General features: G+C 37.2%; 18 protein-coding genes. 10 read left to right on the forward strand and 8 right to left on the reverse strand.

Features of this window, described 5'->3' with window-relative positions; translation table 11 throughout:
* Positions 1–49: 49 nt before the first annotated feature.
* The 3 genes from fba to PYV58_RS11780 all read right to left on the reverse strand — a co-directional run bounded on the left by fba (position 50) and on the right by PYV58_RS11780 (position 2,830).
* Positions 50–1,087 (reverse strand): class II fructose-bisphosphate aldolase, encoded by a 1,038-nt coding sequence (fba, locus tag PYV58_RS11770; RefSeq protein ID WP_004720677.1) that lies wholly within the window; start codon positions 1,085–1,087, stop codon positions 50–52.
* A gap of 128 nt (positions 1,088–1,215) precedes the next feature.
* A complete protein-coding gene (locus PYV58_RS11775) occupies positions 1,216–1,494 on the reverse strand; it encodes a hypothetical protein (protein ID WP_034610340.1) in 279 nt (92 codons plus the stop codon).
* A gap of 148 nt (positions 1,495–1,642) precedes the next feature.
* The gene (locus PYV58_RS11780) at positions 1,643–2,830 is read right to left on the reverse strand and encodes a phosphoglycerate kinase (protein WP_034610338.1); all 1,188 of its coding nucleotides are present in this window, start codon (positions 2,828–2,830) and stop codon (positions 1,643–1,645) included.
* 139 nt (positions 2,831–2,969) lie between these two features.
* On the opposite strand from PYV58_RS11780, the gene PYV58_RS11785 reads away from it, so the two are divergent.
* Positions 2,970–3,353: a DUF2237 domain-containing protein gene (locus PYV58_RS11785; RefSeq protein ID WP_004720680.1), complete on the forward strand. Its 384-nt coding sequence runs from the start codon at positions 2,970–2,972 to the stop codon at positions 3,351–3,353.
* Positions 3,354–3,374: 21 nt separating this feature from the next.
* Positions 3,375–3,968, forward strand: coding sequence for a Maf family protein (locus PYV58_RS11790; protein WP_034610546.1), 594 nt, complete (start codon positions 3,375–3,377; stop codon positions 3,966–3,968).
* 60 nt (positions 3,969–4,028) lie between these two features.
* Here the strand turns inward: PYV58_RS11790 and PYV58_RS11795 are convergent, their stop codons facing one another.
* The gene (locus PYV58_RS11795) at positions 4,029–4,799 is read right to left on the reverse strand and encodes a PDZ domain-containing protein (protein WP_051670965.1); all 771 of its coding nucleotides are present in this window, start codon (positions 4,797–4,799) and stop codon (positions 4,029–4,031) included.
* A 143-nt stretch (positions 4,800–4,942) separates the two neighbouring features.
* On the opposite strand from PYV58_RS11795, the gene PYV58_RS11800 reads away from it, so the two are divergent.
* Complete coding sequence (locus PYV58_RS11800; protein WP_034610335.1) at positions 4,943–6,106, forward strand: cupin domain-containing protein; 1,164 nt, start codon at positions 4,943–4,945, stop codon at positions 6,104–6,106.
* 88 nt (positions 6,107–6,194) lie between these two features.
* On the opposite strand, the gene PYV58_RS11805 is transcribed toward PYV58_RS11800, so the two are convergent.
* The gene (locus tag PYV58_RS11805; protein ID WP_034610331.1) at positions 6,195–6,410 is read right to left on the reverse strand and encodes a hypothetical protein; all 216 of its coding nucleotides are present in this window, start codon (positions 6,408–6,410) and stop codon (positions 6,195–6,197) included.
* A gap of 186 nt (positions 6,411–6,596) precedes the next feature.
* Here PYV58_RS11805 and PYV58_RS11810 point away from each other — a divergent pair, with 186 nt between their 5' ends.
* The 3 genes from PYV58_RS11810 to PYV58_RS11820 all read left to right on the forward strand — a co-directional run bounded on the left by PYV58_RS11810 (position 6,597) and on the right by PYV58_RS11820 (position 9,700).
* Positions 6,597–8,267, forward strand: a complete 1,671-nt coding sequence (locus tag PYV58_RS11810) for an FMN-binding glutamate synthase family protein (protein ID WP_034610324.1) — start codon at positions 6,597–6,599, stop codon at positions 8,265–8,267.
* Between the two features lie 209 nt (positions 8,268–8,476).
* Entirely contained in the window at positions 8,477–9,100 is a 624-nt protein-coding gene (locus tag PYV58_RS11815; protein ID WP_004821335.1) for a hypothetical protein, read from the forward strand.
* 12 nt (positions 9,101–9,112) lie between these two features.
* Complete coding sequence (locus PYV58_RS11820) at positions 9,113–9,700, forward strand: hypothetical protein (RefSeq protein ID WP_034610314.1); 588 nt, start codon at positions 9,113–9,115, stop codon at positions 9,698–9,700.
* Positions 9,701–9,756: 56 nt separating this feature from the next.
* Here PYV58_RS11820 and prpC read toward each other — a convergent pair whose 3' ends face one another.
* Together prpC and prpB are read right to left on the reverse strand one after the other, a co-directional pair.
* Positions 9,757–10,893: a 2-methylcitrate synthase gene (gene prpC / locus PYV58_RS11825; RefSeq protein ID WP_004821331.1), complete on the reverse strand. Its 1,137-nt coding sequence runs from the start codon at positions 10,891–10,893 to the stop codon at positions 9,757–9,759.
* A gap of 4 nt (positions 10,894–10,897) precedes the next feature.
* A complete protein-coding gene (prpB, locus tag PYV58_RS11830; protein WP_004720700.1) occupies positions 10,898–11,782 on the reverse strand; it encodes a methylisocitrate lyase in 885 nt (294 codons plus the stop codon).
* Positions 11,783–12,018: 236 nt separating this feature from the next.
* Between prpB and PYV58_RS11835 the strand changes: the two genes are divergently transcribed.
* The 4 genes from PYV58_RS11835 (at position 12,019) to ppk1 (ending at position 16,599) form a co-directional block, all read left to right on the forward strand.
* On the forward strand, positions 12,019–12,672 hold the full coding sequence (locus PYV58_RS11835; protein WP_004720703.1) for a TetR/AcrR family transcriptional regulator: 654 nt from the start codon (positions 12,019–12,021) through the stop codon (positions 12,670–12,672).
* Between the two features lie 128 nt (positions 12,673–12,800).
* Positions 12,801–13,721 (forward strand): ornithine carbamoyltransferase, encoded by a 921-nt coding sequence (argF, locus tag PYV58_RS11840; protein WP_004720705.1) that lies wholly within the window; start codon positions 12,801–12,803, stop codon positions 13,719–13,721.
* A 95-nt stretch (positions 13,722–13,816) separates the two neighbouring features.
* On the forward strand, positions 13,817–14,287 hold the full coding sequence (locus tag PYV58_RS11845; protein WP_034610313.1) for a hypothetical protein: 471 nt from the start codon (positions 13,817–13,819) through the stop codon (positions 14,285–14,287).
* Positions 14,288–14,493: 206 nt separating this feature from the next.
* Positions 14,494–16,599 carry a polyphosphate kinase 1 gene (gene ppk1 / locus PYV58_RS11850; RefSeq protein ID WP_004821325.1) on the forward strand — a complete coding sequence of 702 codons (2,106 nt, stop codon included), beginning with the start codon at positions 14,494–14,496 and terminating at the stop codon, positions 16,597–16,599.
* A gap of 150 nt (positions 16,600–16,749) precedes the next feature.
* Here the strand turns inward: ppk1 and PYV58_RS11855 are convergent, their stop codons facing one another.
* On the reverse strand, positions 16,750–17,979 hold the full coding sequence (locus PYV58_RS11855; protein WP_034610310.1) for a CaiB/BaiF CoA-transferase family protein: 1,230 nt from the start codon (positions 17,977–17,979) through the stop codon (positions 16,750–16,752).
* Between the last annotated feature and the right edge of the window lie 56 nt (positions 17,980–18,035).

Consider the following 18,035-nt stretch of genomic DNA (forward strand, 5'->3'; position numbering starts at 1 on the left):
AAGCCCACTAGTATGAGTGGGCTTTTAGGTGATCAACAACCATCAAAGATTATTTATAACGATCAACCATTTTTTCTAAAGAAATTGGGCGAATCTTGTCTGCATTACCCGCAGTACCAAATGCTGTATAACGATCTACACAGATTTGTTTCATTGCTTCAACAGTTTCACCGAAGAATTTACGTGGGTCAAATTCACTTGGTTTTTCAGCCATCATACGGCGCATTGCACCTGTAGATGCTAAACGTAAATCTGTATCGATGTTGATTTTACGTACACCATGCTTGATTGCTTCAACCAACTGTTCAACTGGAACACCATAAGTTTCTTTGATGTCACCACCATATTGGTTAATAATCGCTAACCATTCTTGTGGTACTGAGCTTGAACCATGCATAACAAGATGAGTATTTGGAAGTGCCGCATGAATTTCTTTAATACGGTCAATTGCCAAGATATCGCCTGTAGGTGGACGAGTAAACTTGTACGCACCATGAGAAGTACCAACTGCAATTGCTAAAGCATCAACATTGGTATCTGCAACGAATTGACGAGCTTCTTCAACAGAAGTGAGAAGTTGAGAATGATCAAGTACACCTTCTGCACCAACACCATCTTCTTCACCAGCCAAACCTGTTTCAAGACTACCCAAACAGCCAATTTCGCCTTCTACAGAAACACCACATGCATGTGCCATTTCAACAGTACGACGTGTTACATCAACGTTATATTCATAAGACGTTGGTGTTTTACCATCTGCACCTAAAGAACCATCCATCATTACAGATGAAAATCCAAGCTGGATCGAACGTTGACAAACATCTGGGCTTGTACCGTGATCTTGATGCATTACCACTGGAATATGTGGCCATTCTTCAATTGCAGCTAAAATTAAATGACGTAAAAATGGAGCACCTGCATATTTTCGTGCACCAGCAGAAGCTTGCACAATTACAGGTGAATTTGTTGCGTCAGCGGCTAACATAATTGCGCGCATTTGTTCTAAGTTGTTCACATTAAACGCTGGAACGCCGTAACTATGTTCACCGGCATGATCCAAGAGTTGGCGCAATGAGATAAGAGCCATAATATCCTCCCAAGTAATGCCCCATATTCTACATGTTGCTTTATTTCAATTCAGCAACAATATTGACTATTTCATAAAAAATCCCCGCGTTTGCAGGGACTTTTAACAAATAACAACATTTAGAAAGATTATTGAGCTTTAGGTGCTTCTTCTTCAGTCGCTGGCGTAGCCGCATCTGCTGGAGTATTTGCTTTTTCAGCAGCTACATCTGTATTTTTTTCATCCAAAACAGGTTGATCAAGCGCATCAATCACAGCTTGTTGTTCTGCAGATGTATTTGCTGATTCTGCTGAAGTAGCTTCAGAAGAAGATGTTTGTTCTGAGGCTGGTGCTTTTTCTTGTTTAGAACATGCAGTAAATGCCAAAGGAGCAATAAGAAGTGCTGCAAGTGTAAATTTAAATTTCATCACATTTCCCAGTGTTGGTGATTGGATTTGATCTATTTTATTGCAGTTATATTTCATTTTTATTACTTTACAATGAATCTCTCAGATAAAAAAGGCTGACACGAGGTCAGCCTTTCATATAAACGTCACAATTAAAATAATTTTTCAATTAAGCACGTTCAAGCAATACCGCTACAGCAGGAAGTGTTTTGCCTTCAACAAATTCAAGGAATGCACCACCACCAGTTGAAATATAACCAATTTTGTCTGCAACTTGGTATTTATCAATTGCTGCCAAAGTATCACCACCACCAGCAATAGAGAACCCTTCAGATTCTGCAATCGCTAAAGAAAGTGTTTTTGTACCTTCGCCAAATTGATCCACTTCAAACACGCCAACTGGGCCATTCCAAAGGATCGTTTTAGACGTTTTTAAGATTTCAGCAAAAGCTTTCGCAGTTTCAGGACCGACATCCAAGATCATGTCATTGTCTGCTACATCTTCAACTTTTTTTACTATTGCTTTAGCATTTGCCAATGAACCTAAGAAATCTGCAAAATCGATTGCAGAAGCATCTGCCACAACAACATCGGTTGGAAGTGGAACAGATACTTTTGCCGCAATCGCTTTCGCTGTGTCAATCAAATCATGTTCACACAATGATTTACCGACATTGAAGCCAGCTGCGGCTAAGAATGTATTGGCAATACCACCACCAACAATCAATTGATCACAAATATCAGAAAGTGAAGTTAAAACATCAAGTTTAGTAGAAACTTTAGAACCAGCAACAATTGCAACCATTGGTTTTTCAGGTGTTTGCAACGCACGACCTAAAGCATCTAATTCAGCTGCAAGCAAAGGGCCCGCTGCTGCAACTTTTGCTAAGCGTGCTACGCCTTCAGTTGATGCTTCTGCACGATGCGCTGTACCAAATGCGTCCATCACAAATACATCACAAAGCGCTGCATATTTTGCTGAAAGTTCAGCATTATTTTTCTTTTCACCCACATTGAAACGACAGTTTTCAAGTAATACCACTTGCCCTGCTGCAACTTCAACACCATCTAAATAATCTGTAAATAATTTAACGTCTTGACCAAGTGCCTCAGTTAAATAAGCTGCTACAGGAGCTAATGATTGTTCCGCTTTTGGCTCACCTTCAACGGGACGACCAAGATGAGAATACACCATGACCGCAGCACCTTTCTCAAGTGCCAATTTAATTGTCGGTAATGCAGCACGTAAACGTGCATCACTCGTAATCACACCATTTTTAACAGGTACGTTTAAGTCTTCACGAATAAGTACACGCTTGCCTGCTAAATCGAGGTCAGTCATACGCTGAAAATTCATGTATAGCTCTCTTATAGATATTAAAAATCGCGTAGATTCTAAATGATTACACAAAAAAAGGTTAGATACTTTTGTAGAAAAGCTGTAGAAAAGTTGAGATTTGATTATTATAGGGCGAACTTTTAAATTCTATACGCTTATGTCTTTTCATCCCGATCCTAAAATCAATGGTTTAAATGTCTTAGGTGAACCTTTAGCAAGTTGTTGTTTTTCTCCAATCACAGGTTATTTTCGTAATGGTTTCTGCCATACAGCAACAACCGACCTCGGCCAGCACACTGTATGCGCTGAAATGACTTCAGAATTTTTAAATTTTTCACAAAAAGTGGGAAATGACCTAATTACACCGCTGCCAGAACACGGCTTTCCGGGACTACAACCTGGTGATTTTTGGTGTTTATGTGTGACGCGTTGGGTTGAGGCCTATCAAAACGACATGGCACCTCGCGTAAAACTGCAAGCCTGTCATCAAGCTGTTTTGGCGTATGTTCCCTTAGATCTCTTGATGGAATATGCAGTATAACTAGGCATGAATTATTCAAAGATGAATCACCCTGAAATTATTTTGGCTTCATCGAGCCAAACCCGTAAAGATTTAATGAATCGTTTGCGCTTAGACTATCATTGTATCTCTCCTGAAATCGATGAATCACCACAGGGTGAGTCTCATGCCGATGACTTGGCTAAACGTCTGGCTTTTGAAAAAGCCCAAGTCATTGCACAAGATCATCCAAATGCAATTGTGATTGGGTCAGATCAGGTGGCTTGGCGTGAACATGCACCACAAGATTTTATTGGTAAACCTCTATCTGTAGAAAAAGCCATTCAACAGCTACAAGCCAATTCAGGCAAAAATGTCTTTTTTAGTACTGCCTTAAGTGTGCAACATTTGGCTTCTCATTTTGAACAAACCTTGGTCGAGCATTATCATGTGAAATTTCGTGACTTAACTTTGGCTGAAATTGAGCGTTATATCAAAATTGATCAACCTCTGCATTGTGCGGGTAGCTTTAAGTGTGAAAGTCTTGGTATTAGTTTATTTGAGCAAATGATTGGGCAAGACCAAACCACTTTGATGGGTATGCCAATGATTAAGTTATGTGGAATTTTAAGGGAGTTGGGAATTCAACTGCCTTAGTTTGCTATGGATTTGAAGGTGAAAGTATTTTTGATATTTACCTTCATGTTCAATCTAATGTTAATTTATAGCAATTATTTTATTAATTTTTTGCCCTTTACGTAGAATCTGTAGGGTAATAAAACCGCTTTTCAAGCTATTTGAGGACTCAACAAAACTATTCACATTCATAATATCGTCATTACCTATTTTAATAATTATATCATTTTCTTGAATTTGGCCATCAGCTGGAGTATTTTTCTTTATAAACATTGCTTTTACCCCAGTTTGCAATCCATTATTTGACTTGTCAATATCTGACAAATTGACTGGATATATTCCCATTCTAGAATTAAAAAAAATTAAATAATTAACGTTATATTTGGTGGTACTAGAAGTTCTAGTAAAAGCTCCCATATAGGTCCCATCCATATTATCTTGATTTAAACTATTGTTAAAAACATTATTACTTTTATTGGAACCAGCCATACGAGGAATTGCGTGAACAGTTTTACTTTGAAATATACTTGAACCCTGATTTTCACTACTAAATAAAATTAGCTCTGCTCTTATCTTTTTAGCATTATCGTTCATTCGCTCTACAACTTTTTTATAATCATAGTCACCTGTATTTTCTTTAAAAACTTCAGACTTAATAGATACATAGCCCTCTTCTAATAATTCTTTAAAACTTTTATCAAAATCATCTGATTTTATTATTCTAATTTTTTTGCTATAAGTATATTTATTCTGCATTTTAAAGGCATTACTTACGTTTTGTTCTGCGTAACTAATGCTAAATACATTTACAATCAAACATAAAACCAGGCATAATCCTTTAATTTTTAACATTTTTTAAATTTATATAAAGTAATTTAAGATTGATTCATTATAATCTAAATTTAAAAATTATGGTTTAGAAATCAACTTGCACCCTTTTACTTAACATAAGACAATAGCCACATTATAGATTCAAATTTGCTTAGGCTATTTTCATGTCCCTACCTTTAGATGTTCTTGGCGGAATTACTGCTGAACAATTCCTCTCAGAATACTGGCAAAAAAAACCTTTATTGGTTCGTAATGCTTTACCTGAAATTGCCAATATCCTTGTTCCAGATGACGTCATGGAGCTTGCTCTGGATGAAAACATCACAGCACGCCTGATTAAGCAAAAAGACAAAGATCCAAATCAATGGTCAGTAAAATCATCACCACTCATCAAAGGTGATTTTCAAAAAATGCCAAAACTTTGGACCTTATTGATTCAAGCTGTAGATCATTATTCATTTGATTTAGCAGAACTTTGGAAGAAATTTCCTTTTATTCCACAGTGGCGTCGTGATGACATTATGGTCTCTTATGCTGCTAAAGGTGGTTCTGTAGGTCAGCATTTTGACTTTTATGATGTATTTCTTGTACAAGGTTATGGACACCGTCGTTGGCAACTTGGACAAATGTGTGATGTTGAATCTGAATTTGTTGAAGGACAGCCGTTAAAACTGCTTCCAGAAATGGAGATCAATTTTGATGAAGTTTTAGCGCCAGGCGATTTACTTTATGTTCCACCAGGATTGTCGCATTACGGTGTAGCAGAAGACGATTGCCTAACCTACTCTTTTGGTTTCCGTATGCCAAATATTGCCGACATGATGGACCGTGTCAGCGATAAATTTGTCGAAGACCAACAACTACGTAATCCGCTTATCGACATCTTACGGAATAAACAAAACCCGATTGGGCAAGTGACACAAGCTGAACTCGATTATTTAAAAACTGAATTGTTGGCAAAATTAAATAATTCTAAAGTATTAGAAGATGCCATTATGAGTCTAATGGCTGAAGCAAAGTACCCTGAAAATATTCCAGATGCTGAAGCGATTGGCACTGGAGATTTAGAAGAAGTTCTTGACCAAGGCTATTTACTACAAATTGAGCCAGCCTCTCGATTAATTTATCTTCAACAGAATCATGAATTATTATTCTGGGCAAATGGTGAATCGATCTGTATTTCTGAACAATTTGCACCCCATTTAAAGCAGATTGCAGATGGACAAAGTGTCAAACTCAATCATGAATTGTCTGATGATGAAATATTAGAAGACATTGCTGGATTGTTGAATGAATCTATCTTGATGCTTGTTCCAACTGACGAATAAAATTCGCAATCTAACTCTAACAATGTAACGCTTAAATAAAGCCTGAAAATTCAGGCTTTATTTCTATCAATTTATTTTCAGCATAATTTTAAGAAATAATTCCCTCATCCTTGCTCAAACTGATATTTGAGTGAGCTTGAGAACTTAACTGATGCTTTAATGTCTCATTTTCCTGTTTTAGATTTTTAATTTTAAAAAACTGGAAGAATAGCCCGATATAAGCAATAACAACGATTACAGAAACATAAATGGCTAAAAAACTGATACTGGGGTTTAACAATTTTGTCAGAAACTCTTCAAACATTTTCGATTCCTTTTTGTTTTCATCACATACTAAATAAATATTTCAGTTAAATTAACTCAAATTGTTTAGAAAATAAATCATTCAATTATTAATCTAGAACCATTCTCAAGTCTAACAAATCATTACTTGAGCTTTTTCATCAATTTGGGCAATTTAGCGCTATATAAAGAATGAGATATTTACTTCATGGCAAGTCCTGCTCAAGCAATTCGACATCAACTTCTCAATACTTTTTTCTCCCGTTATTCCGTTTGGTTCCTTTGTATATTTGTATCTTTATATTTGACTTGGATTATTTTCTTTAACGAAGGTCATTATATTTATTACTTTTTTTCAGATACTGTACTGAATTTAGCTTGGATTATTTCATCCATATTGGCCGCAATTGGCTTTGCCGATATCATCCAAACACAGCATTCTATTTTAAGAAATTACCCTTTAATGGGACATTTCCGATTTTTCTTTGAAGATATACGTCCTGAAATTCGTCAATATTTCATTGAATCTGATGATGATGCCTTACCTTTTTCACGTGCACAAAGAAGCTTAGTTTACCAACGTGCTAAAAATGAAAATGCAGATAAACCTTTTGGTTCAATTATTGATGTCTATCAAGATGACTATCGTTTTTTAACCCATTCGATGACACCCAGAACACCTGCTGATTTTAATACATTTAGAATTAGTATTGGTAATGATCAGTGCTCACAACCTTATAGTGCTTCGATCATGAATATCTCAGCAATGAGTTTTGGTAGTTTGAGTGCAAATGCCATTCTTGCTTTAAATACTGGTGCAAAAAAAGGCAACTTTTATCATGACACAGGTGAAGGGAGCTTAAGTCCTTATCACCTTGAACCGGGTGGTGATATTGTTTGGGAAATTGCCAGTGGCTATTTTGGTTGCCGTACTTTAGATGGTAAGTTTGATCCTGAAAAATTTAAGCAACAAGCTGCTTTGCCTCAGATCAAAATGATCGAAATCAAACTATCACAAGGGGCAAAACCAGGGCACGGCGGTATTCTTCCTAAAGATAAAATCACCAAAGAAATTGCCGAAATACGCGGGGTTTCTATGGACGTGGATTGTATTTCTCCAGCAACACATTCTGCTTTTAGCAACCCTATTGAAATGATGCATTTTATTCAGCAATTACGTGAGCTATCCAACGGTAAACCAGTTGGTTTTAAATTGTGTATCGGGCAACCTTGGCAATTTATGAGCATTGTAAAAGCCATGCTGCTGACCAAAATCACCCCAGATTTTATTGTAGTTGATGGTTCAGAGGGCGGTACAGGTGCTGCCCCTATTGAACTGATTGATCATATGGGTACGCCTTTACGTGAAGGCCTGCTATTTGTAAACAATACCTTAATTGGCGCAGGTTTACGTTCGCAAATCAAGATTGGTGCAAGTGGTAAAATTATCAGTGCCTTTGATATTGCCAGTACGATGGCTATGGGTGCCGACTGGGTCAATTCTGCACGTGGTTTTATGTTTGCGGTGGGTTGTATCCAAGCACAAAGTTGTCATACCAACCAATGTCCTGTTGGCGTTGCAACCCAGAACAAAGAACGTCAAAAAGCGCTTGATGTGCCATCTAAAGCAGACCGTGTGTTTAGTTTCCAAAAAAACACCTTAAAAGCGCTTGCGGAAATGATTGCTGCAGCTGGCTTACAACATCCTGCTGAGATTAAAGCGCATCATTTGGCACAACGAATCAATGACCGTGAAATCAAAAACTATGCTCAATTGCACTTTTGGATGAAAGATGGTGAATTGCTCAGTTGTGAAAATAAAGATGAAGAAAACTTCTATTTTAGAATGTGGAACTTAGCAACTGCTGAACATTTCTAATTATTTGCAAGCGAAATTTCATTAAGGAGATCATCATGATCTCCTTTTTTTATATCTAGCATTTATATAGTTAAAAGAAGCCTAATCTTCTGTTTTTGATTCTTCCGCATTTTTTAAGTTTATATTGGCTTTTATTTTTACTCAAACACCATTTTAATTTAAACAATATTTAAGCAAGATATCTTAAAACACATCAAGAATATTTGCGGATGAAATTTCTAAAACACATAACCGCCACCACTATCCTTACAACGTCATTACATTGTTATGCAACTGTCGGTGGTGGACAAACAATAGAAGTATTGGGTTATGAAGTAAAACAACAAAAAATTTATCTGTTAAGACACTATGAAGATGAGCGTGGGCGCTTGCCACAGTTATACTATTATCAGCTCAGCAGTAAAACACCTGACAAGTTGATTGAAGTACAATCGTTATATATCAATCCCAAAACGCATCAAATTGACTATGATCAAGATGCTATCCAGTTTGAAAAAGACCTAAATAAAATTAAAAAGCGTTTAACACCGTTACTTATAGGAAATGCCAATACAGCAAAAATTCAAGTGGTGCAAAGTCAAACTCATTACGTCCCTGCTTGGCATGATCAATCCCAAAAGATTCCTCAATATAAAATCATTTACAAAGTTACAACAGCTTCTTTAAAAAGCAAAAACCAACAAGCTGTACAGTATGCTAAAACAATAAAAATCACTCAGAACTATATCGTGCCAAATCAGAATAAGCTGCTGATTGTGGTTAAATATTTCGGCATTCCAGAAGAAACAGGCTATGATGTTGAAGATGCTATTTTGCTCTTACCAATACAATAATGAGGATAAATCGTGTTAAAAATAATCACATCAACGCTCTTATTCAGTTTTAGCGCTCTCGCTTTTGCAAAAAGTGATAGCAATATTTCACTTGAAGTCCTCGGCTATGATTCAGATAAAAAAGCGGTTTTAATTCTTGAAAACTCAGCAAGCTATGACATACCAAAAGTTTATCGCTATTCACTGAGTGAAAAACGCTATGATCTGCTCAAATATGATGAAAATTTTACAGGTATTACAGATCAACAAAGCTTTCAGCAAAAACTTTCAAGCATAAAGAATCAGCTCAAACCGCTTAAAAAGATCGCGCTTCAAGACTTTAACGTTAATCTACTCGAACAAAGACCTTCTGATACTGAAAGCTCTGACTCATTTAAAACAATTTATGGCTCGATATTTACAATATCCAGTCCGCAATATCAAAGTCTTCAACAGAATTTAACCAGTTACAGTCCAGAAATTAAACTTAAACAGGCTTTTGAACTGCCAAAAAACAAAGGGGCGCTAATTACTTTTGAATCACTCAGCTTACCTTTTGATGAAGGATATAGCCGTGAAGAAGCTGTTGTTTTATTTCCTACGGGTCAACTTCCCCAATAAATAAAGCCTCTTAGGAGGCTTTATTTTTACTGCTTTTATCAATCTTGATTAATGGACTATGCTGCTGAACGTTCAGTGATCGGTACAACTTTACGGAGCTCTGGACCAGTATAATCTGCGCTTGGACGAATAATACGATTGTCAGCACGTTGTTCCATTACATGCGCTGCCCAACCCGTAACACGAGACATCACAAAAATTGGTGTGAATAGTTTTGTTGCAATATCCATGAAATGATATGCAGATGCATGGAAGAAATCTGCATTACAGAACAATTTCTTCTCACGCCACATCACTTCTTCACAACGTACTGATACTGGGTAAAGCACTGTATCACCAACATCTTTTGCTAAACGCTCAGCCCAAATTTTGATGATGCCATTACGTGGGTCATTGTCTTTATAGATCGCATGACCAAAGCCCATGATCTTTTCTTTACGTTCAAGTTTACCCAGCATTTCACGCTCAGCTTGTTCTGGAGATGTCCAGTTTTCAATCATTTCCATCGCAGCTTCATTTGCGCCACCATGCAAAGGACCACGCAGTGAACCAATTGCGCCAGTAATACACGAGTGCATATCAGACAATGTTGAAGCACATACACGTGCAGTAAATGTTGAAGCGTTAAACTCATGCTCAGCATAAAGAATTAATGAAACATTCATTACTTGTTCATGTAATTCATTTGGCTTTTCGCCACGTAGTAAATGCAAGAATTGTGCACCGATTGAATCGTCATCGGTATTTTCTTCAATACGTACACCATCATGACTAAAACGGTACCAATAACAAATGATCGCTGGCAAAGTTGCAAGAATACGATCTGCCACATCTTGCTGTTGATCAAATGATTTTTCAGTTTCCAGATTTCCTAACATTGAAACCCCTGTACGCATCACATCCATTGGATGTGAATCAGCAGGAATACGTTCCAACACTTCTTTTAAAGCTTGCGGTAACTGGCGAAGTGATTTTAATTTGGCTTTATATGTCGCCAACTGTTCTGCTGTAGGCAATTCACCAAAGAAAATAAGGTATGCAACTTCTTCAAATTGGCAATTTTCCGCAAGGTCTTGCACATCATAACCACGATAAGTTAAGCCTGCGCCACTCTTACCTACTGTAGAAAGTGCTGTTTTACCTGCAACTTGACCGCGCAATCCAGCGCCTGTAAGTACTTTTCCTTCAGCCATTTTATTATTTCTCCTGCGTGAACAGTTTGTCTAGGGTGTTTTCGAAAGTGTGATAATCAAGGAATTCGTAAAGTTCTTTTCGTTGTTGCATGCTATCCAGTACATTAACTTGTGTACCATTTTCACGAATTGAACGAAAAACTTCGAGGGCTGCTTTTTGCATTGCACGTGTTGCAGACAATGGATATAGCACCATGCTGATGCCCTGTTCAGCTAACTCTTGGGTGGTGTAATAAGGTGTATCACCAAACTCTGTAATATTTGCAAGAACAGGGACACCTACTGCATCACAGACTGTTTTATACATGGTAATGTCGGTCATTGCTTCAGCAAAGATCGCATCTGCACCCGCCTCGACACATGCACAAGCACGATCAATCACGGCTTGCAAACCTTCTTTTTGCAATGCATCTGTACGTGCCATCACAACAAAGTTTGAATCTGTTTTTGCATCAACTGCTGCTTTAATGCGATCAACCATTTCTTGTTGAGAAACAATTTCTTTATTTGGACGATGGCCACAACGCTTTTGTGCAACTTGATCCTCAATATGGACAGCTGCCGCACCCGCACTAATCATTTGTTTAATTGTCCGTGCAATATTAAATGCACCACCCCAACCTGTATCGATATCAACAAGTAATGGTGTATCTACACGTTCTGTAATACGACGAACATCTTCCAATACGTTGTCTAAGCTGGTCATCCCTAAATCAGGTAAACCATAAGAATAGTTTGCCACACCAGCACCTGAAAGATAGATGGCTTTATAACCCACCTGTTTCGCCATCATCGCTGCATAAGCGTTGACTGTACCAATGATTTGTAATGGTTTTTCCACTTCTAGAGCTTGTCTAAATCTTAAGCCTGCAGACGTCTGTTGTGTCATATTCCCTTCCACAGTGGTCACTTGTTTATTGAGTTTTGAGTATAGCCATAATTTATATTTCGCATATGACCATTTAGGTATATTACTCTAAAACTTTAGTCAAAGAAAAATGAATTTTGATTCATTTTTTCATTTTTATGCACTTTTTTTAATCATTTTTTCCAATAGCACGTTTGCTAAGAAATTTATTGACATCTTTGATATAATAGTGACAACCCATTTTTCCTCAGTAATTTATGAACGAAGATTTAGCACAAGTTGAAGCTACAGGATGTGATTTTCCACAAACTAAACGTGGGCATGAGCGTCGCTTGGCATTACTGATTAGTGCAAACGATCTTTTTTTAGAGCACGGTTATGATGCGGTATCTTTAGATGACATCGTGAATCATGCAGGCGGATCAAAAGCCTCGATTTACAAATATTTTGGTAGTAAAGAAGGTCTATTTACAGCGATCTGTGACTATCGTCGTGATTTATTCTTTAAAGATATCTGCATTCCATTTAACCCCGCGTTGAATGAGCTCAGAGCATATTTGATCAATACCTTGATTAACTTTTATAAGCATATGATCATTCCGGAAAATATTGCTTTTATACGCTTGGTCTTAGAACGTTCACAAAAAGACCCTCAATTGGCCGTCTATATTCATGAAAAAGGACCAAAGCAAGTACAACACTCTATTGCATGTGCCTTGGAACGTTGTGTAGAAAATCAAATATTAACCTGTGCAAATCCTTTATTTTCAGCACAATTTTATTTTGGAATTCTTAGAAATTTGGAATGGCGAATTTTAATGGGGATTGAAATCAAAGAATCTGATCAAGAAATATTCAATTGCGTAAGTTATTGTGTAGATCGCTTCTTAGAGGGCCATCAAAAGGTCTAATTTTTTTGCGTTTTCATATTCATATAGTATATTAGCTGATTCTCCTTTTTATTTTCATCAACCACCAACAATGAATTGTTGGTCAATTTCCCTATTGGTTTTGACTAAACAATTATTGTGGAGTAACCATGGCTCTACGACATTTTCTTACTTTACGTGATTTATCCACTGCTGAACTTAACCGTATCATTGAACGTGCTCAAGAGTTAAAGCGAAAACAACACAACAACGAAGTATTTCAACCCTTTGTTGGAAAAGTCATGGGGATGATTTTTGAAAAGTCGAGTACCCGTACTCGTGTATCTTTCGAAGCTGGTATGAGCCAATTTGGAGGCAGTGCAATTTTCCTTTCATCACGCGACACTCAATTGGGTCGTGGTGAGCCAATTGAAGATTCTGCACGTGTGATCTCGAGCATGCTTGATATCGTGATGATTCGTACATTTGGTCATGATATTGTTGAACGTTTTGCTGAATATTCAACAGTCCCGGTTATCAATGCATTAACTGATGACCACCACCCTTGCCAGTTACTTGCGGATGTACAAACATTTGTTGAACATCGTGGTTCGATCAATGGTAAAACTGTGGCTTGGATTGGCGATGGCAATAATATGTGTAATTCATATATTGAAGCTGCGCATATGTGGGGCTTTAAGTTAAAAATCGCGTCACCGAAAGGTTATGAACCAAAACCTGAATTTCTTTCAGAATTTGCACATTGCGTAGAACTTTTTGAATCAGCAGAAGACGCAGCGGTCAATGCAGATCTGATCGTGACGGATGTTTGGGCAAGTATGGGCCAAGAAGAAGAACAAAAAATTCGTGAAAAAGCATTTGCTGCGTATCAAGTGAATGAAAAATTAATGGATTTAGCACATCCAGATTGTCTATTTATGCATTGCCTACCTGCACATCGCGGTGAAGAAGTTTCTGAAAATATGCTGGATCACAAAAATGCTGTGGTTTGGGATGAAGCAGAAAATCGCCTACACGCACAAAAAGCCTTGGTTGAATTTTTAATCAATGAAAATTTAAACAAAGACTAATTTGTTTTGTTTTAAGATAAATAAGCACCAACTATGGTGCTTATTTTTTGTTTCAGTATAATAAAAACCATATTTTTAATATGTGTATAATTCAAATGAAATTTAAAATAATTCCTTTATTCGTAATGTCAGTGTACATGCCCATTTCTCAAAGTAGTTATGCAACTGAATTAGATGATTATTTGATTCAAAAGAATTTGATTGGACAGGCTTATAAAATTATAGATCAACAAAATTTAGATGATGTTTTAACTGCGTTAAGTGAAGAAGACTCTCGCGTGCTGCCTGTACAAGTCGACCAAAACACAGTGATTGAGAAAATTCATATGTATCATGATCATGTTGATTTGCAAGGTTTAATTACATCTAAAGATTTTAATCAGTTTTCAAATAGTATGGGTAAAGAAAAAACTCAGCAACTTTTGATGGAAGGAATGCTTGAAAATTGTCATTTACTTTTTGAAAATGAATTCCAACGTCAAAATCCTTATTATGTAAAAATAAAACTGATGTCTGAACAGAAAGCCTATGAGCTAAAACTCAAAAATGAGCAATGCAAATTTTAATTTGTAATAATATTGTCTTGGTGCATTGTATCAGTTCACATTTTGTCTAAGCAGATTCGGTTTTTTTCAAGTTGATCTAACGATTAAAAAATTAATATTTTTTAATCGTTTAAGATTAAGACAATTTTTAAAATTTTAACTATCTGTAACAATTTTGTCATGTAGAATACTTACTATGCCCTTCAAGGTCGTTAAGACAGTTTCAAATGACGCAGATCATGCCCGCTTCAAAAAGTTTAACCACGCCTGAATTTCAACATAGCTCTAGCAGCTATATTAATCGTGAAATTTCCTTACTGGAATTTCATAAACGTGTGTTAGCCCAAGCAAAAGATGAAACTCATCCTCTGCTTGAACGATTGAATTTTCTCATTATTTTTTCACGTAATTTAGATGAGTTTTTTGAAATTCGTGTCGCTGGATTAATGAAACAACTGGACTTCAAAACCATTACCACAGCGCCAGATGGTATTCCAAACGAAGTCATTCTTGAGCAAATTTCACATAACGCACATCTTGCGATTCAAGAGCAATACGACACCTTAAACCATGTGTTATTGCCTGAGTTAGAAAACTATGGCGTCAAATTCATCCAATATAATGATATTTTAGAAAAACACGCGGAATGGATTAAAAATTACTTTTTTAAACAAGTACAACCTGTTGTAACACCAATTAGCTTAGATCCTGCTCACCCTTTCCCGCGTTTGGTCAATAAAAGCTTAAACTTTATTGTCACCTTAGAAGGAAAAGATGCTTTTGGTCGTCAGATTGAACTGGCCATTGTACCCGCACCTCGTTCCTTACCGCGTGTTGTACGCTTACCAAACGAGCTCACAGACGGCGCAGAACATTACATTTTATTGTCAGCCATTATCCAACAGCATATCAGTGATTTATTCCCTGGCATGACGGCAACGGGATGCTATCAATTCCGTGTTACCCGTAATGCTGACTTAACGTTGGCAGAAGATGTCGATGATTTGGCAGTAGCATTGAAAGATGAATTATCTTCACGTCGTTTTGGTCGTGCAGTTCGTTTAGAAATCGCAGATAATTGCCCAAATTCAATTAATAATTATTTACTAGAACAATTTGATTTAGATCCACAACATCTTTATCAAGTGAATGGTCCTGTCAATTTAACACGTCTGATTACTGATTTTGATATTCCAGAATTAAGGTTTAAGCCGTATCAAGCCGTTATTCCCAAAGCCTTAAGAAATTCAAATAAAATATTTGAAATACTAAGCAAGCAAGATTTGCTATTACATCATCCATTTGATTCTTTCCAGCCCGTTATCAATCTACTCAAAGAAGCGGCAAAAGACCCCAATGTTTTAGCAATTAAACAAACTTTATATCGTAGTGGTCCAGACTCAGAAATTGTACAAGTGCTGGCAGAAGCTGCTCGCAATGGGAAAGAAGTTACAGCGATTATCGAATTACGTGCGCGTTTTGATGAAGAATCCAATATTATCGTCGCAAATCTTCTACAAGAAGCTGGCGCAGTTGTGGTGTATGGTATTGTCGGTTATAAAACCCATGCCAAAATGATTTTAATTGTGCGACGTGAAATCGACAAACTTAAACGTTATGTACACCTTGGCACAGGCAACTACCATGCTGGAAATGCACGGATGTATACCGACTATGGTTTACTGACTACAAATGATGAAATTTGTGAAGATGTACATAAGATCTTCCAAGAGCTGACAGGTATGGGTAAATTGTTAAAGTTAAAAAAGCTCTTTCATGCCCCCTTCACCTTACACTCTCAGCTGTTACATTTGATTGAGCAAGAAACAGCACATGCAAAAGCGGGTAAAAAAGCCCGTATCATCATTAAAGTCAATGCATTGACTGAACCTAAGCTGATTACAGCTTTGTATAAAGCATCTCAAGCTGGGGTTAAAATAGAGCTGATTATTCGTTCGATTTGTTGTTTAAGACCACAAATTGAAGGACTTTCGGAAAATATTAAAGTTCGTTCTATTGTCGGGCGCTTCCTAGAACATACTCGTGTTTATTATTTTTATAATGATGCCAATGAGGACTTATACTGCGCAAGTGCTGACTGGATGGGTCGAAACTTATTTTCTCGGGTCGAAACTTGCTTTCCAATTGAAGATAAAAAGCTTAAAAAACAGATTATTGAATATGGGCTACTCAGTTATTTAAAGGACAATATTCGTGCTTGGGAACTCGATGCCAATGATCAATGGCATGCAGTTCAACCCAAAGATGATGAAAAACCTTATATTGCCCAACAGGTGTTGATGCAACAACGGATTATTCCCACTACAGCGTAATTCTTCCATATTGTTATTATCATTAATTCAGAACAGCCCTCCTTAAAAAGGAGGGTTTGAATGATTAATGCGGCATTGCAGCACCCCCGATCAAGCTATCACTTTGATTGATCCTATGCGTTGATTTCAATATTCTTTAAAATCAGCTGACTATAAGCCAATACCCTCAATAATCCCTTGTTGCTTTAACTGTAACAATTCATCATCTGAACAAAATTCTTCTAAAATCACTTTGGTATGCTCCCCTAAGCGTGGCGGTGCATTACGATATTCAACAGGCGTTCCTGTCATTTTAATCGGTGAACCAATCACATTAAAATCAGGATTATCTGTATGTGGAATATTGACCACCATTTTACGATATTGAATTTGGGGTTCATCTAAAGCATCTGCAACAGAATTAATCACGCCAACAGGTACTTTCATCGCATGAATTGCATCGACCCAATGCTTCGCGGTATTTGATAAAAAATATTCAGACAACAAAGCAACCAATTCTTGACGATATTTCACCCGATCTTGATTACGGAGATAGTTTGGTTGATCTAACAATTCAGGTTTTCCAATGGCAATACATAAATCTTTAAATTGTTTATCATTGCCACAGGCCAGAATAAACTCCTTATCTCGCGCTTTAAAAGTCTGATAAGGCACAATATTGGGATGATGATTACCCATTCGTTGAGGTGCGATACCTGAACTTAAATAGTTCATACCTTGGTTGGCGAGTCCAGCAACCTGTACATCCAACAAAGACATATCAATATATTGTCCAACGCCTGTTTGCTGACGAGAAATCAGTGCTGCCTGAATCGCAATTGTTGCATATAGCCCAGTCTGAATATCAACCACCGCCACACCAACTTTTTGTGAACTTGCCCCTAACTCTCCTTCTTTCTCGCCAGTAATACTCATCAAGCCAGACATACCTTGAATGATAAAGTCATAACCCGGTTCTTCTGCACGCGGCCCATCTTGACCAAAACCAGTGATAGAGCAATAAATCAATTTTGGATTAATATGTTTGAGGGTTTCATAATCCAATCCATATTTTTTCAATGAACCTGCTTTAAAGTTTTCAATCACAATATCTGCGGTTTTCACCATGTGTTGTAGTAATCGCTGCCCATCCTGCGTTGCCATATCAATTGCCACTGAGGATTTATTGCGATTCGCAGATTGATAGTATCCAGATTCTCGTGTCGCTTTACCCTGTTGATCAAGCATCCACGGCGGGCCCCACATACGGGTATCATCACCAACTTTAGGGCGTTCAATCTTGATCACTTCGGCGCCTAAATCTGCGAGAACTTGCCCACACCACGGACCGGCAAGTACTCGACTCAGATCTAAAACTCGAATTCCTTGTAATGCACCCATATGTTTACCTCTATGTCAGGAGTAAGTGAATACTCCTCAATTTTACGATTTACTGA

The organism is Acinetobacter sp. TAC-1 (genome assembly GCF_029025845.1).
Lineage (GTDB): Bacteria > Pseudomonadota > Gammaproteobacteria > Pseudomonadales > Moraxellaceae > Acinetobacter > Acinetobacter guillouiae.

Excerpts from the sequence above, each read along its gene's own strand:
- fba (WP_004720677.1), bottom strand. The coding sequence starts at position 1,087 with ATGGCTCTTATCTCATTGCGCCAACTCTTGGATCATGCCGGTGAACAT.
- PYV58_RS11775 (WP_034610340.1), bottom strand. The coding sequence starts at position 1,494 with ATGAAATTTAAATTTACACTTGCAGCACTTCTTATTGCTCCTTTGGCA.
- PYV58_RS11780 (WP_034610338.1), bottom strand. The coding sequence starts at position 2,830 with ATGAATTTTCAGCGTATGACTGACCTCGATTTAGCAGGCAAGCGTGTA.
- PYV58_RS11785 (WP_004720680.1), top strand. The coding sequence starts at position 2,970 with ATGTCTTTTCATCCCGATCCTAAAATCAATGGTTTAAATGTCTTAGGT.
- PYV58_RS11790 (WP_034610546.1), top strand. The coding sequence starts at position 3,375 with ATGAATCACCCTGAAATTATTTTGGCTTCATCGAGCCAAACCCGTAAA.
- PYV58_RS11795 (WP_051670965.1), bottom strand. The coding sequence starts at position 4,799 with ATGTTAAAAATTAAAGGATTATGCCTGGTTTTATGTTTGATTGTAAAT.
- PYV58_RS11800 (WP_034610335.1), top strand. The coding sequence starts at position 4,943 with ATGTCCCTACCTTTAGATGTTCTTGGCGGAATTACTGCTGAACAATTC.
- PYV58_RS11805 (WP_034610331.1), bottom strand. The coding sequence starts at position 6,410 with ATGTTTGAAGAGTTTCTGACAAAATTGTTAAACCCCAGTATCAGTTTT.
- PYV58_RS11810 (WP_034610324.1), top strand. The coding sequence starts at position 6,597 with ATGGCAAGTCCTGCTCAAGCAATTCGACATCAACTTCTCAATACTTTT.
- PYV58_RS11815 (WP_004821335.1), top strand. The coding sequence starts at position 8,477 with ATGAAATTTCTAAAACACATAACCGCCACCACTATCCTTACAACGTCA.
- prpC (WP_004821331.1), bottom strand. The coding sequence starts at position 10,893 with ATGGCTGAAGGAAAAGTACTTACAGGCGCTGGATTGCGCGGTCAAGTT.
- prpB (WP_004720700.1), bottom strand. The coding sequence starts at position 11,782 with ATGACACAACAGACGTCTGCAGGCTTAAGATTTAGACAAGCTCTAGAA.
- PYV58_RS11835 (WP_004720703.1), top strand. The coding sequence starts at position 12,019 with ATGAACGAAGATTTAGCACAAGTTGAAGCTACAGGATGTGATTTTCCA.
- argF (WP_004720705.1), top strand. The coding sequence starts at position 12,801 with ATGGCTCTACGACATTTTCTTACTTTACGTGATTTATCCACTGCTGAA.
- PYV58_RS11845 (WP_034610313.1), top strand. The coding sequence starts at position 13,817 with ATGAAATTTAAAATAATTCCTTTATTCGTAATGTCAGTGTACATGCCC.
- ppk1 (WP_004821325.1), top strand. The coding sequence starts at position 14,494 with ATGACGCAGATCATGCCCGCTTCAAAAAGTTTAACCACGCCTGAATTT.
- PYV58_RS11855 (WP_034610310.1), bottom strand. The coding sequence starts at position 17,979 with ATGGGTGCATTACAAGGAATTCGAGTTTTAGATCTGAGTCGAGTACTT.